The following is a 12,969-nucleotide window of genomic DNA, read 5'->3' on the forward strand; positions in this document are numbered from 1 at the left end:
ATGAGACTAGGGAGGGCCTCGGACATGCGGAAAATTCGTGCGGCCCCCTCGGCGCTCGGAGAAACAGAGGCAAAAGCTTCGAGCTCGATCGACCGGCTTTTGTTCTTTGACTGCGATTTCAATCCCGTCGAGAATTTGCTGGGCAATGAGCTGCCTGCTTCTGTCAAACCAGCAGCGTCGTTGTGGGAGCATTTTCCAGAATTGGACAAATCGGCGATTGCGCTCGCCCTCCGTTCATTGGGTGACAGTGCCCCGCCTTTGCAAATATCGGGGGATCTTGGCGCGCCAGGGTCGCACGGACTGACGATCTATCGGATCGGAGATCTGTTTGCCGTAGTTCGGTCGGAGGAATCTATCGACGATGAGCGCGCAACCCTTTTGCACCTGGCCACCCACGATCCGCTCACTGGACTGCCGAACCGACGCCAGTTCAGCGAGGACCTCGCTGTGTTGTTACGGGAGACCGCGGGCTCGGACGAGACTCTGTCCCTGATGCAACTCGATCTTGACGATTTCAAACCTGTTAACGACACGCTTGGGCATCCGGCAGGCGACAAGCTGCTTCAGCTCGCTGCAAGCCGTATTCAAGAGTGCCTCACCAGGGACGACAGAGCCTATCGACTGGCGGGTGACGAATTCACCGTCATATCAAGGGGCCCGGGACATCCGGCCAAAGGGCATCAGCTAGCGGAAGCTTTGGTTGATGCATTCAAAAAGCCCTTCACGATAGATGGCATCGCACTATTTGTCGGTACCAGCATCGGCATATCTGCTGCTCCACCGGACGGTACAAGTCCGGAGCAGCTGATGAAGGCGTCCGACGTCGCACTCTACGCCGCGAAGAAAGACGGGCGCGGTCGCGCAAGACCGTTTGATCCCTCTATGCTTGAGTTGCTGGAACAACGCGAACTGCTGCGCCGCAGCCTTCGCATGGCCCTGGTCCAACAACAATTCTATGTTGAGTACCAACCCATCGCCGAGGGCGGTTGCGTTGTCGGCTTCGAAGCATTGCTCAGATGGCACCATCCCCTCCTTGGGAAAATTCCGCCAACGGCATTCATTCCGATGGCCGAGGCCGATGGAATAATGCCGGAAATAGGTGCGTGGGTTTTGGAGCAGGCATGTCGCGAGGCAATGAAGTGGCCGCAGAACTACATCGTCGCGGTCAATTTGTCCGCGGCTGAATTCCTGACAAGCGGCCTCACTGATCGGGTATCCCAGACGCTGGATCTGATCGGGTTGCCGCCCGACCGTCTGGAGCTTGAGATAACCGAAAGCGTGCTGCTTGAGCGGACCGTCAACAATATCGACACCCTGAATACTCTCAACGTGTTAGGGATAAGAATCTCGCTTGATGATTTCGGGACCGAATATTCTTCGCTCAGCTATCTGAAGACATTCCCGTTCGACACGATCAAAATCGACAAATACTTTATCACCGACCTCGAAAGCGATCTGAAAAGCCAGGCAATCGTCCGCTGCATCGTTAACCTCGCACATGACCTCGACATGCAGGTGACAGCCGAAGGAGTAGAGACGCCGGGGCAGGCGGAATGGTTGCGCAGTGTGGGTTGCGACAGACTTCAAGGCTATTTGATTAGCAGGCCGCTTCCGGTCGAGGCGATTGGCGAATTCATCACCCGGGCGGAAACATCCATAAGTCACGCGCTGCCACGGTGAACAACCATTTTCGCCGTGCCTACAGCTATCGCATGCATCAACCTGACGCCCCAGGCAAAAGAAGGGAGGGTGTATTGGAACAGGAAGCAGCTAGCTTCGATGACCATGCATTTGCGCCGATGGTATCGCTGGAACTGAACGTTGCGATGTTCAAATCCCGATGGCAGTTTTGCGACAGGATTACAGAATACCTCTCAGACATTCTCGGCCAAGGTCACAGCGATCCGGCTCGATATTCCAATTTTCTTTCCGTCGCGACGAATGAGCTCATTGAACTTGCTTTCCGTTCAACGAGCGAGCCAGGAAGGATAAATTTCAGTCTCTACCGGAGTGCGACATTCAATCGGCTGAGAATTGCGTTTCCCTGCGAGGAAGCACTTGACCGGAAGCACACGTATGCAGCTTCAAGCGAACGCCACCCTGTCCCCGGAGCCGGATCTGAAGACTTGGTCATGAAGTCCGACGGGACGGTTTTGCTCAGGGATTTAGCCGCGATATTCCGCGCCGCTATCCGAATCGAGAAAGACGGCGGGCACAGGATAGAAATCATTGCGGATTTCCCCTCGGCCGAGAACTTCCGATGAACCTGCTTCTCCGATCCTTCACCGTTCATTTTGATCCGACAAATCAGGAACTGTTGCTGTCCGGCAAGATGCGGCCCGAAAGCGCCGCCGAGATTGCCGATGCCCTCGAGCTGGTGCAGCAAAGTTTGGAAAAATGCAGCGGTGTCGTTTACCTCAACGTCAAACGTCTGACACACATCAACATGATGGCCTTCGCAGCCCTCTCCGAGGTGCTCGCAACAAGCTGCCGGACCAGGCCGGAACGGAAGATCGTCATCATCACGTCGAGCGTGGTGGCATGGTCGACCTCGTTGTTCGAGACACTGGCGGCATCACAACCGAACTTGTCGGTTGAAGTCTACGATTCGGCATTTTATCCGGGCCAGAGCTTTGTCGAGGATGAGACTTTCATCCCCATTCTGCGCACCCAGACGAAAATGACATGGAGGCACGAACGCGAACTGTTGCCTCGCCACGGCCTGCGCAGCGGTCTTGTCATCGCCGATATCTGTTGCGGAATTGGTGATTTCGCAGCCCTTGTTCAACGGGAATTTAAACCGGCACGCCTCGTCGCGCTGGATCATTCGCTGCGCAGCCTCGAATATGCTCGCAGGGTCGCTGCTGACTTCGATCTGCGGGGGATCGAGTACACCTATGGCGACGCTTCCCAGATGCTGCTGCGAGACAATCAATTTGACTTCGTGACCTGCCGGCATTCGCTGCAGATTTTCAACCGTCCCGAGATGCTGCTGCGGGAGCTTTACCGCATCTGCAAGCCTGGAGGCCGTGTCTACATCACGAACGAAAAAAACTCGCATTGTCTGGGCGAGCCACATGCCGAAACGATAAGATGGACTTACGAAGAAGTCGCCAAACTGTTCAGGCACTTCGACATGGATGTCGAGATGGGGCCGAAAAGCCGCCACCTCCTCGCCGACGCGGGGTTCGATAACATCAAGGTCGATTCCTTTATGGTCACGAATCTTGACGGGGATCCCCAAGACTTCGCAGACATCATCGAAGCTTGGGAAAATGTCTACGCGGGCGAGATGGCCGTTCGGCGGGGTGACTCATCGGATTTTATTCGCAGGTTCCGGCAGGGATTCAAAGATCATGTCTTTGCTGCTCTTCACCCCAAGGGTTATGCAGGCTGGCCGATCTGGGCAGCTTCCGGCCGAAAGCCGCTGTGATGGACAGAAGCTCACCGAAAAGACCGGCAAGACTAGGTTCGTTTCGGGCAAAGTTCATCTTGGTTGTCGGTGGAGCTGTCCTGTTTGATCTGCTGGTCAGCGGCGGACTGGCACTTTGGAATGTTCAGAGGCTGTCGCGCGACGCAACCCTCGAAGTCGGACAGGGTCTGGAAGCGGCAAGCCAGGAATACATCCGCACATATGCCGATTCCACCGCAGCCCAGGTGAGTTTGCTCCTGCGGCAGGTTCATAGCGACGTCGGCACCTTGGCAGGTGTGCTCCAGGCGCAAATCGACGATCCCGAGCGTAATTCCGATGTCGGCGCGGCGATCGCGCGCACATCGCCTGGCAGCGTCAGCCTTGTTTACGACGAGAAGGGAAAATGGTCTCAGAACCTGCCCGGCTCCGCTTCGGTTGTGAGCGTCTGGGGTTACTTGCTCGGACCTGACCATCGGCCGAAACCCGACATCCAGCGCGATCTAGAGACGAGCGCGGTTCTCGACATCGTTGCGCCGAGCCTGCTGCAGCACGGCGCTTCCAAGCTACAGATGTACTACATCGGACCGAAAGAAAGGCCAATCTTCAGGACGGCGCCCTACACCGACCAGGCTCAGACCTTCGATCGCCTTTATTCGGGGCACAACGAAGCCGATTTCTGGGACTTCTTTTTCCCCGGGCTTTACGAGTCCTGGCAGAACTGGGCCAAGGACGCGAAAACGCGGCCGGTCGCCGACGATATCACGCAGACCGCTCCATATACCGATGCCATTACCGGAAAGCTGATCGTCAGTTTCTTTCATCCATTGTGGACAGCCGACCGGCAGGATGTCGCCGGGACGGCTGGCGCGGACATCACACTCGACCAGCTCGCGCAGATTGTTGAGAATGTGAAAGTGGCCCGGTCCGGCTTTGGATTTCTCGCAATGTCCGACGGAAACGTTGTGGCGATCAACAGCACAGGAGAAAAAACCCTCGGTCTGCGTTCTGCGAGCGATGCGAGCGGAGCCAGCGCCTTGACCGGCCTGGAGCGCTCCCTAAAGGGAAGCTCCCAGCCTGCCATCGCAAAACTGGCCCTTGACCGAGAACAGGGCATTCAGCACCTGCTGTTGCAGCAGGACGGCAACGAGGTCCCCTATATCGTTATCGTCAAGAAACTGCCGGCGACCAATCTCTGGGTCAGTGGCCCGGTTCGGCAAGAGGCGATGTTGCTGGGGGTGGTTGTGCCTGAACGAGAAATCCAGGCCTCCCTCTATGCGGCCCAAGCCAAAATTTCGGAAGCTACCAACCGGATCGTGATCTACCAAATCCTGGCGATCCTAATGTCACTGCTTGTTGTGGCTATAGCAGTAGTTGCGGTTTCGAAACGAATAACGAGCGGAATCAGTGCACTTGCAGATGCCGCCAAGCGGATTCAGGCGAAGGATTATTCGGTCAGGGTGGCCATAACAAGCAAAGATGAGGTCGGCGAGGCTGGTGAAGCATTCAATCGGATGGCCGAACAGATCAGCTATAACACGGAAAATCTCGAGCAGCTTGTCGAAGAGCGAACAGCTCAAATCGAAGATGCAAAGGAAGAGATTTCAACGCTGAACGCGCAGCTCCAGCGAGAAAATAGACGTCTCGGAACGGAACTCGCCGTCGCCGAGAGGATCCAGCTCATGGTTCTTCCGCTGCACCAGGAGCTTGAGGAATTTCAGGCCCTTGAGATCGCAGCCTATATGAGACCTGCGGAAGAAGTCGGCGGCGACTACTACGACGTATTGAAGAACGGAAGCCGATTGAAGATTGGCATCGGCGACGTCACCGGACACGGGCTCGAAAGCGGCGTGCTGATGTTGATGGTTCAGTCCGTCGCCCGCGCCCTGCAGGAAGCGGGAAACACCGATGCAGTCAAATTTCTCACAGACCTGAACAGCGCCCTGTTTAAAAACATAGTGAGAACCAAAATCGATAAGCATCTCACGCTGGCGTTTCTTGACTACGACGGCAAAGAGATGATCCTGTCGGGACAACACGAGGAAGTTGTCGTCGTGCGGGCGAACGGCGAAGTCGAGCGCATAGACACCATGGATCTGGGTATACCGATCGGGCTGGAAGCCGATATTTCTGCCTTCATTAAAACCCGTGAAATAACCTTCGAGACGGGAGACCTCATACTCCTGCACACGGACGGCGTAACAGAAGCCGAAAACGATGCGGGAGAACTGTTTGGCATCGAGCGCCTGTGCCGCGAAGCGCTTCGCTTGAAGGATCAGAGCGCTGAGAAAGTCGTTTCCGGAATTGTAGCGACACTGATGCTCTTCATCGGATCGCAGAAGATTTACGACGACATCACGCTTCTCGCAGTGCGACATAGGTGACGCATGACGCCAACGGTATATGGTATCCAATCTCTGGCGGGCATAAGCTTGGATTCAAGCACTCGCCTCACGTTAAGCGACGGACCGCTTCAGCTTGGATGGAAGCACTCAGGAATGACTTCGGACTTGATAGCGGAAGTCATGGCTCTGCGGTATTCACGTTCAAGGAAAGACTACGTGCAGGCGCATCATGATATCGGATATCTCAGCAATGAGTTGATCGAAAATGCCGTCAAGTTTCGACAGCCTGGGGAGATCCTCATTGAAGCCGGAATATTCGACGGTACTTTTTTAATAAGGGTGAAAAACACGATCGATGGCGTGACATCTTATCGCTTTCAGCAACTGCTGCATCGCCTCCAGTCGAGGGACCCCGGGGAACTTCTTCTTGAGCAAATCGAAACCAATGCCATATCGGCAGAAAGCGGTTCGGGCTTGGGGTTGCTCACCCTTCTGAGCGATTACGATGCAAAAATGGCATGGGCATTCGAAGAGAACAACGACCAGCGTATCATACTGACGACGACTGCAGCTGTGGCGATGCCGCCCTCCTCCAATCTGTGAGCGAAGAATGGAAATCAGCGACGAAAACTTCCGCGTATGGGCTGAGAAAAACGAAGTGTATTTCGATGGCATATTCCGGCTGGCAGGACCGGACGCCTATGCGCCTATTTACTCACTGGTATCCGGCCTGCTCCATGAGGGGCACAAACAGGTGACCTTCAATCTGACGGGTCTCGAATTCCTCAATTCCTCCGGCATAAATCTTTTGGCCAAGCTGACGATTGAAGCCAGAAAGATGGGCGACCTCCTGCTCGTCGTCAAAGGCACCAGCCAATATCCTTGGCAAGCGAAATCGCTGCCGAATCTCAAGAAGTTACACCCGCTTGTCGATTTGCGCTTGGCGTGATTCTCTAGTCAACGCCGTTTGACACTCTCGCAAAACCCAGCGAGGCGTCCTGTATGAAGTCGATATCTTTCGATAACAGGCCCGCGGCTGCCGGATCGGCGAGCTGTTTCCAGTTATGCCAAGGTATGGCCGAGATACTGCTCACCGAAAATGGACTGCAAGCCTGGAATGTGTCGTGCTCGCTCAGCAAGGCGTACCAAGGTAATGAAACCGTCACCAACCCATCCAAAATGAATGGTGAGATGGCGTCGACTTGATGGCAGGGAGCAGAAATCGGGGATAATACCAGCAACGGGGCATGCGGTGTTTGGATATTCATTCAATCGGAAAGAGGTCCATTATGAGAACTTTGTTGCTGTCCGCCACTTTGGTCCTGACGACGTCAACGTTCGCATTTGCAGATGATAACTGCGGCGATAAGACAAATCAGTCGGACATGAACATCTGCGCTGCTGAATCCCTGAAGAAGTCGGATGCGGAGATGAACAGGGTCTACAAGGAGATCGAAGGTCGGCTGAAGGATGATGCCGACACCACCAAGCTTCTCGTAGCGACCCAGAAGGCATGGATCGCGTTCCGTGATGCCGAGTGCAATTTCCAAAGCTCGACCGTCCAGGGTGGCACCGCCTATCCGTTCGTCAACAGTTCGTGCCACGACGGCCTGACTCAAAGCCGCACGGAAGCGCTCAAGGTTTACCTGAACTGCAATGACGGGGACCTGGACTGCCCGGTCCCGGGGGCAAATTAAACATCTAAAATATCGAAGTTGCGCCGGGTTCCTCGGTCTCCCGCCTTCCCGTCCCGTCGGCCGTTCCGACCAGGAATCGTTAAGTATATGAAGCCGTGTAGGACTATAGCCGGGACCGGCATCGGACCTCGGTCCGATGTGCAAGGGGCGATCAACATCTAACCTCTCGTATCTGCTCAAGCCGTGCATCTGCCCGGCGCTTGATGATCTGGTTCGGAGGAAAACGATGCGGACGGCAACCTTAGCGTCCTTGGCCTTGCTCTCGCTGGCTCTTGCAGCAAGCCCGGTAACGATTGCCGGGATCGACATGGCCGCACTGGCAAAGAGCGGTGGAAACGGCGGGGGCAATGGCGGCGGCGGTGGTGGAAACAGCGGCAACCATGGCAGCAGCAGCCAAGGTAGCGGTTCAACCCATGGCAGCTCCAAATCGCAAGGCGTGAAAGGCAAGTCCACCGAGGCGGCAAGCAAGTCCAAGTCCGTCAAGGCAGACGAGACCAAAGTCAGCACGAAAGAAAAGAACCTGTCGGCGCAACTTGCGGGCCTGAACTCCTTGAAGCGAAACTACAAGGCGTTGATGCATACATCGGACCCACGCATGACGGCTATCGCCGCCTACGCCGTGGCCTACGCCCAATATGAACTCGACAATGGAATCGAACCCACCGCCGATGACCCTCTGTTGGGGGACGAGGCGCTGGAGGACGCATTGGCTTCCGCAACGAAAACCGGTGAAGTCAGTCCGGCGGTTTTGAGCCAGGCCAAAACCATCCTCGGGGTCGGCGACGCAAACGGGAAGATCGATCAAATCCGCACCTCGCTGGAGAACGCCGCGCCGGCGACATCAGACGAATAGCCGCGAATTCAGGTGCGAGCAGTGGGGAGCTGACAAGTATAGCTCCGCACTAAATTAAGAGAGCATTTCCGTTTTGTTTGAGTACGGAAATGCTTTTTTTGCATGTTTCTGATGCCTCGGCCGTGATCTCTGCCTGCCATCGGCAGGGAGCACGAGTGCTTCGGACCGAAGCGGAAGTGATTTCCGCTTCGATCGAGCTTCGCCAGACCACGTCGGACGGAACCTCTCGACGGCGGCACCGTCGTTCGGGTCATGAGGAAACCTCCAGTTCGATGTCTGGTCAAAACTGCCAGCCCGCCGGGACCCAGGCGTAACCCATGTCGGTCTTGAGCATTCGTCCGAGCCCAGGGAAAGGGTAATGAAACCCGAGAACAAGGAGCTTATCGGTCGCGGCCATATCGAATATGCGGCGGCGCGACGCGAGCGCGGTGTCCTTGTCTCTGTCAGGTCCGGGTCGCCATGGATGGTCGATGTTGATGACCGGGTGATAGGCAAGGTCCGCAGTGAGGAGCAGTTGGTCGTTTCCCGAGTGGACCAGGAATGTTGCCATGCCAGGCGTATGTCCGGGCGCAGCTATCGTGGTGAGGCCCGGCGTGATTTCCGCACCTGCCTCGTAGAGCTCGATGTCCTTTGCGATCGGCTCGACACTCCGTTTGATCGCCGCTGCAAACCGGTCACGAAAGTCCCTTGGTACCGGCATATAGGAGAGATCGGGATTGTTGCGCACAAAAAAATCCCAGTCTGCCCAGGGTGCGTAGACGGTGGCCTTGGGAAACGCTTTTTTGCCTTCGGGAGTGCTGAGATTGCCGATGTGATCAGGATGCGTGTGGGACACCACGATCGTGTCGATATCGCCTGCATCGAGACCGACGGCGGCGAGATTGTCGAACACACGCCCCGCATTCGGTCCCATCGTGGCCCCGGCTCCCGCCTCAAGCAATATCCGCCTGTCGCCGACCTCGAGCAGCAGCGTGTTGAGTTGAAGGGTCATGTGATCGGTAGGAAGGAAAGCGCGACGAAGGACCTCTTGCAGCTCAGCCTCCGGAGCATCGTTGGCATAGACCGTCGGTGGGCCGCCGATCACGCCATCGCTCAAAACTGTCGCTTTGATCTGCCCAACCCGAAATCGATAATATCCAACATTACGGGCGTCCGGGCTCTGCGCCTGCGCCTTGCCTGATCCGGCTGAACCTCCAAGCAGCAGAGCGGCCGTTCCAGCAACCGCTGAAACCATGACCGTTCGCCGGTTCAATGTGAGTCGATCCATTGCTTTTCCTTTCAGTCGACAAATCCGCATGTGCGGTGAGGTATTTAGATGACCTCAAATCACTGCGCTGATAAGACGAGCAAATCTACGCAGCTTGATAAGGTAAGCTTCGCAATGGATCAGTTTCGCTTGGATAGCCTGGATGTTTTTGCGGCGATCGTCAGGTGCGGCGGATTCAGGGCCGCCGCCTTGGAGCGAGGCGTTTCATCATCGGCACTCAGCCAGACAATCAACGCTTTGGAAGAGGCGCTCGGCATCCGCCTGCTCAACAGGACAACAAGAAGCGTCGCGCCGACGGAGGCGGGACAGCGTCTCCTGCAGCGCCTCGGTCCAGCTTTAACGGACATCCGTCTCGCAGTCGATGACCTTAACCAGTTAAAGGAAAACCCGTCCGGCACCCTTCGCATCAATGCGCCAGGCCCCGCAATCGATCACCTGCTCTGTCCGGCAATGTTTACCTTTATGGACACGTACCCCGACATCAAGGTCGAGCTCATCAGCGATGCAGCGGTCATCGACATCGTCGAGCAAGGCTTTGACGCGGGCGTTCGGTTCGGAAAACAACTGGCACAAGATATGATCGCAGTACCGCTGGGACCATTGCTTCGATACGCGATCGTGGCGTCGCCGGACTATATTGCAAAGCATGGCCTGCCTCTGACCCCCAATGATCTCGCCGGCCACAACTGCATTCGGCGACGATTTCCCGGCGGCACGCTGGTATCCTGGAAATTTGAAAAGGGCGGAGACGCCCTCGAAGTCTTGCCGGAGGGGCGATTGACGGTGAGTTCAGCACACAACGAACTGCAGGCCGCTGTCGCCGGATGCGGATTGGCCCATATCTTCGAGGACTACGCCGCACCCTACCTGATGAACGGCCGGTTGACGGAGGTTCTGAAGGATTGGAGTCCCCTTTTGCCAAGCTGGTATCTTTATTACCCGAGCAAAAGACACTCCAGCGCCGCCATGCGAGCATTGGTGAGCTTCTTGCGTTCCTACGATTGGAAGCTGTCCCGGATGCCGGCTTAATTGAACGGTCATGACCTACGCCTGACTCGCTTCTCGACCTGAAAGGACGTGATCGGCGCCTCTGCGCTATGAATGAGTCCCTCCGCTGGCAGTCCTCTCCATCATGCTGGAGACCGACCGGAGCATCGACATGGCACCCGTCGGCGCCCGTGATATGGATCCTCGGCTCAAGGCCGAGGACGACGGAGAATGCAGCAGCAGCCCTCGCCACGCTTTCGCCTGGCGAGCGCAACTCACCCCGCGAGCTCGATGATCGCGCAGCCGTAGCCTTCGAGATCGAGCCTACCGGCAACGGGCTTTTCGTCATCGAGGAGATCACGGCCAGCGGGAACGCCGCCGATGGCGGCCGGTTGGTCGGTGTAGTTCTGGATGAACAGCAACTGGCGGTCGTCATTCATCCGCATGGTCACCTCGACGCCCTCGGGAAGGTCGCCGATCAGCGGCTCGATGCCGACGGGCGCAAACAGCCGCTCGGCAAGCGCTGCCGTCAGATCCGGAGTGAGATAGGTGCCGACATAGACCACCTGCCCCTTGCCGAGCTTGCGCGACGTCGCCATCGGCTGGCCTTCGGCATAACGGTTGGACCAGGCCGCAACCACCTCGACATCGTTTGCGATCGCCAGGTTTTCATAGAAATAGCCGCCGACCAGTTCGCGGTTGCCGATCTTGAAGCGGCGCTCGCGCCTGTACGATTCCGCCGGCTTGCTCGGCGGAATGACAAGCCCGCCCGAACGTTCCATCACATCGAAAAGCCCGTTGGCGCCGGGGGCGGCGAGACGGCCGAAATCCTCGATACGTACGCCTGTGAGTTGCGACAGCGAGGTGCCGGGCGCGGTCTCGCGGATGACGTGATTGTCTTCGTTGCGCGTGCCGGTGCGCGCGCCGATGACGACGGTGCCGCCCTGCTCGGCGAAGGATTTCAGCCTCTCGGTCCATTCGTCCTTCCACATCACCCAATGGGGCACATAGAGCAGCTTCAGCTTGGAAAGATCGTCCTCGGGATGAATGAACCCGCAGGCAATGCCGCGGTCGTAGCAATATTGGTGCAGCAGGATCGCATCGTCCTGCGGGCTCGGCAGGCCGATCGGATAGGTCTTGTGCGCTTCCTGATTGTCGAAATCGGAGCCGGCGATGCCGACATCCATGCGCACATAGGTGCCGAGGATCTTGTCCTTCAGCGCCGTCATTTCGGTCGCGAAGCGCTTCGCCTCCTCATAGCGGTGGCGGCCGATATCGTCATGATCGATGATGCCCATCCAGTAGATCTCGGCGCCGAAATGCGCAGGCCGCCAGCGGAAGAACATCAACCCGTCGGCGCCATGGGCAACCGAGGAAAGCGCCATGCGACGCAGCTCCCCCGGCTCCGGCGTCAGCGTGCAGAAGCCCGGCTGGCTGCCGAAACCCGACTGCTGCTCAGGCACGATGTAGTTGCCGGAGAAGCCGCGGCAGATATCGAGGTGCAGTGCCTGGACCTTGGCGTGGTTTCCGAGCCGCTGGAACTCGTCATAGAGCATCGGATAGATGTCGTAGCCGACGAAATCGAGATCCTTGCTGAACTGGCCGCGGAAATCGATATCCCTGAGCCCCCCGAGATTGTGGAAGACGAACCAGGAAGGCTTCACGGCGCGCAGGATCTCGACCTGATCGTGCTGGAAGCGTGCCGTCGAGAAGGCGAGGAAACGGTGATAATCCTGCAGATGGCCGGGGCTCGGGAAGGTCGGGCCGAACTCGATTGGCAGCACGACCTGGTCGAAGCTGTCATAGGCCGTCGCCCAGAAATCACCGCCCCACGCCGCGTTGAGCTTGCCGATCTCGCCATATCTTCCGGCAAGAAAGGCCTGGAATTCGGTGAGCGTTGCCTTGGAAAAGCTCTCCGGCATGCTGGTGTTCAGCTCGTTGTCGGTCTGCCAGCCGACGACAAAAGGATTGTCGCGATAATGCTCGGCCATCGCTTTGGTGATGCGCCGGCTATGTTCGCGAAAGACCGGGCTTGCCGTGTCGCAATGCTGGCGCGAGCCATGGCTCATCGGCCGGCCCTTGCCGTCGACCCTTAAGATCTCCGGATGCGCCACGGTCAGCCAGCGCGGCGGCGTTGCCGTCGGCGTGCACATGATCGTGTCGATGCCGTAGCGCCCGAGCATGGCGATGGCACGGTCGAACAGGTCGAAATCGAAGGTGCCGAGCTTCGGCTCGAGAATATGCCAGGCGAATTCGGCCATTCTGACCACGTTGAAGCCGGCCTTCGCCATGCGCTCGGCGTCGCGCTCCCAGTAGCTTTCATCGACGTGCTCGGGATAGTGCGGGGCGCCGACGAGGAAGCGGTCGGTCTTGACGGGATTCCATACGGAGAGGGTCTTGTCGGACACGGG

12 protein-coding genes are annotated in these 12,969 nt (G+C 57.3%); 9 read left to right on the plus strand and 3 right to left on the minus strand.

Going from position 1 to position 12,969, the window contains the following annotated elements; genetic code table 11:
- Positions 1-24 precede the first annotated feature (24 nt).
- The 6 genes from V8P77_RS28040 to V8P77_RS28065 all read left to right on the plus strand — a co-directional run bounded on the left by V8P77_RS28040 (position 25) and on the right by V8P77_RS28065 (position 6,703).
- A complete protein-coding gene (locus V8P77_RS28040; protein ID WP_335915325.1) occupies positions 25-1,680 on the plus strand; it encodes a putative bifunctional diguanylate cyclase/phosphodiesterase in 1,656 nt (551 codons plus the stop codon).
- Between the two features lie 74 nt (positions 1,681-1,754).
- Complete coding sequence (locus tag V8P77_RS28045; RefSeq protein WP_335915326.1) at positions 1,755-2,264, plus strand: hypothetical protein; 510 nt, start codon at positions 1,755-1,757, stop codon at positions 2,262-2,264.
- A complete protein-coding gene (locus tag V8P77_RS28050; protein WP_335915327.1) occupies positions 2,261-3,433 on the plus strand; it encodes a methyltransferase domain-containing protein in 1,173 nt (390 codons plus the stop codon). The genes V8P77_RS28045 and V8P77_RS28050 overlap by 4 nt, the downstream gene beginning before the upstream one ends.
- Positions 3,433-5,793, plus strand: a complete 2,361-nt coding sequence (locus V8P77_RS28055; RefSeq protein ID WP_335915329.1) for a SpoIIE family protein phosphatase — start codon at positions 3,433-3,435, stop codon at positions 5,791-5,793. The genes V8P77_RS28050 and V8P77_RS28055 overlap by 1 nt, the downstream gene beginning before the upstream one ends.
- A 3-nt stretch (positions 5,794-5,796) precedes the next feature.
- On the plus strand, positions 5,797-6,357 hold the full coding sequence (locus V8P77_RS28060) for a slr1658 superfamily regulator (protein ID WP_335915331.1): 561 nt from the start codon (positions 5,797-5,799) through the stop codon (positions 6,355-6,357).
- Between the two features lie 7 nt (positions 6,358-6,364).
- Positions 6,365-6,703 carry a slr1659 superfamily regulator gene (locus tag V8P77_RS28065; protein ID WP_335915332.1) on the plus strand — a complete coding sequence of 113 codons (339 nt, stop codon included), beginning with the start codon at positions 6,365-6,367 and terminating at the stop codon, positions 6,701-6,703.
- 4 nt (positions 6,704-6,707) lie between these two features.
- Here the strand turns inward: V8P77_RS28065 and V8P77_RS28070 are convergent, their stop codons facing one another.
- Positions 6,708-7,022 (minus strand): hypothetical protein, encoded by a 315-nt coding sequence (locus V8P77_RS28070; protein WP_335915334.1) that lies wholly within the window; start codon positions 7,020-7,022, stop codon positions 6,708-6,710.
- A gap of 21 nt (positions 7,023-7,043) precedes the next feature.
- On the opposite strand from V8P77_RS28070, the gene V8P77_RS28075 reads away from it, so the two are divergent.
- Complete coding sequence (locus V8P77_RS28075; RefSeq protein ID WP_335915336.1) at positions 7,044-7,451, plus strand: lysozyme inhibitor LprI family protein; 408 nt, start codon at positions 7,044-7,046, stop codon at positions 7,449-7,451.
- A 226-nt stretch (positions 7,452-7,677) separates the two neighbouring features.
- Positions 7,678-8,304, plus strand: coding sequence for a hypothetical protein (locus V8P77_RS28080; protein WP_335915337.1), 627 nt, complete (start codon positions 7,678-7,680; stop codon positions 8,302-8,304).
- A 280-nt stretch (positions 8,305-8,584) separates the two neighbouring features.
- Here the strand turns inward: V8P77_RS28080 and V8P77_RS28085 are convergent, their stop codons facing one another.
- Positions 8,585-9,571: an MBL fold metallo-hydrolase gene (locus V8P77_RS28085; RefSeq protein WP_335915338.1), complete on the minus strand. Its 987-nt coding sequence runs from the start codon at positions 9,569-9,571 to the stop codon at positions 8,585-8,587.
- Between the two features lie 48 nt (positions 9,572-9,619).
- Between V8P77_RS28085 and V8P77_RS28090 the strand changes: the two genes are divergently transcribed.
- On the plus strand, positions 9,620-10,600 hold the full coding sequence (locus V8P77_RS28090; protein ID WP_373694615.1) for a LysR family transcriptional regulator: 981 nt from the start codon (positions 9,620-9,622) through the stop codon (positions 10,598-10,600).
- Positions 10,601-10,833: 233 nt separating this feature from the next.
- Here V8P77_RS28090 and V8P77_RS28095 read toward each other — a convergent pair whose 3' ends face one another.
- Positions 10,834-12,966: a beta-galactosidase gene (locus V8P77_RS28095; protein ID WP_335915477.1), complete on the minus strand. Its 2,133-nt coding sequence runs from the start codon at positions 12,964-12,966 to the stop codon at positions 10,834-10,836.
- Between the last annotated feature and the right edge of the window lie 3 nt (positions 12,967-12,969).

The organism is Rhizobium aouanii (assembly GCF_037002925.1).
Taxonomy (GTDB): domain Bacteria; phylum Pseudomonadota; class Alphaproteobacteria; order Rhizobiales; family Rhizobiaceae; genus Rhizobium; species Rhizobium aouanii.

What these genes read in the sequence shown, in the direction of transcription:
- V8P77_RS28040 (WP_335915325.1), top strand. Translation starts at nt 25, where the DNA reads ATGCGGAAAATTCGTGCGGCCCCCTCGGCGCTCGGAGAAACAGAGGCA.
- V8P77_RS28050 (WP_335915327.1), top strand. Translation starts at nt 2,261, where the DNA reads ATGAACCTGCTTCTCCGATCCTTCACCGTTCATTTTGATCCGACAAAT.
- V8P77_RS28055 (WP_335915329.1), top strand. Translation starts at nt 3,433, where the DNA reads ATGGACAGAAGCTCACCGAAAAGACCGGCAAGACTAGGTTCGTTTCGG.
- V8P77_RS28060 (WP_335915331.1), top strand. Translation starts at nt 5,797, where the DNA reads ATGACGCCAACGGTATATGGTATCCAATCTCTGGCGGGCATAAGCTTG.
- V8P77_RS28065 (WP_335915332.1), top strand. Translation starts at nt 6,365, where the DNA reads ATGGAAATCAGCGACGAAAACTTCCGCGTATGGGCTGAGAAAAACGAA.
- V8P77_RS28070 (WP_335915334.1), bottom strand. Translation starts at nt 7,022, where the DNA reads ATGAATATCCAAACACCGCATGCCCCGTTGCTGGTATTATCCCCGATT.
- V8P77_RS28075 (WP_335915336.1), top strand. Translation starts at nt 7,044, where the DNA reads ATGAGAACTTTGTTGCTGTCCGCCACTTTGGTCCTGACGACGTCAACG.
- V8P77_RS28080 (WP_335915337.1), top strand. Translation starts at nt 7,678, where the DNA reads ATGCGGACGGCAACCTTAGCGTCCTTGGCCTTGCTCTCGCTGGCTCTT.
- V8P77_RS28085 (WP_335915338.1), bottom strand. Translation starts at nt 9,571, where the DNA reads ATGGATCGACTCACATTGAACCGGCGAACGGTCATGGTTTCAGCGGTT.
- V8P77_RS28090 (WP_373694615.1), top strand. Translation starts at nt 9,620, where the DNA reads ATGACCTCAAATCACTGCGCTGATAAGACGAGCAAATCTACGCAGCTT.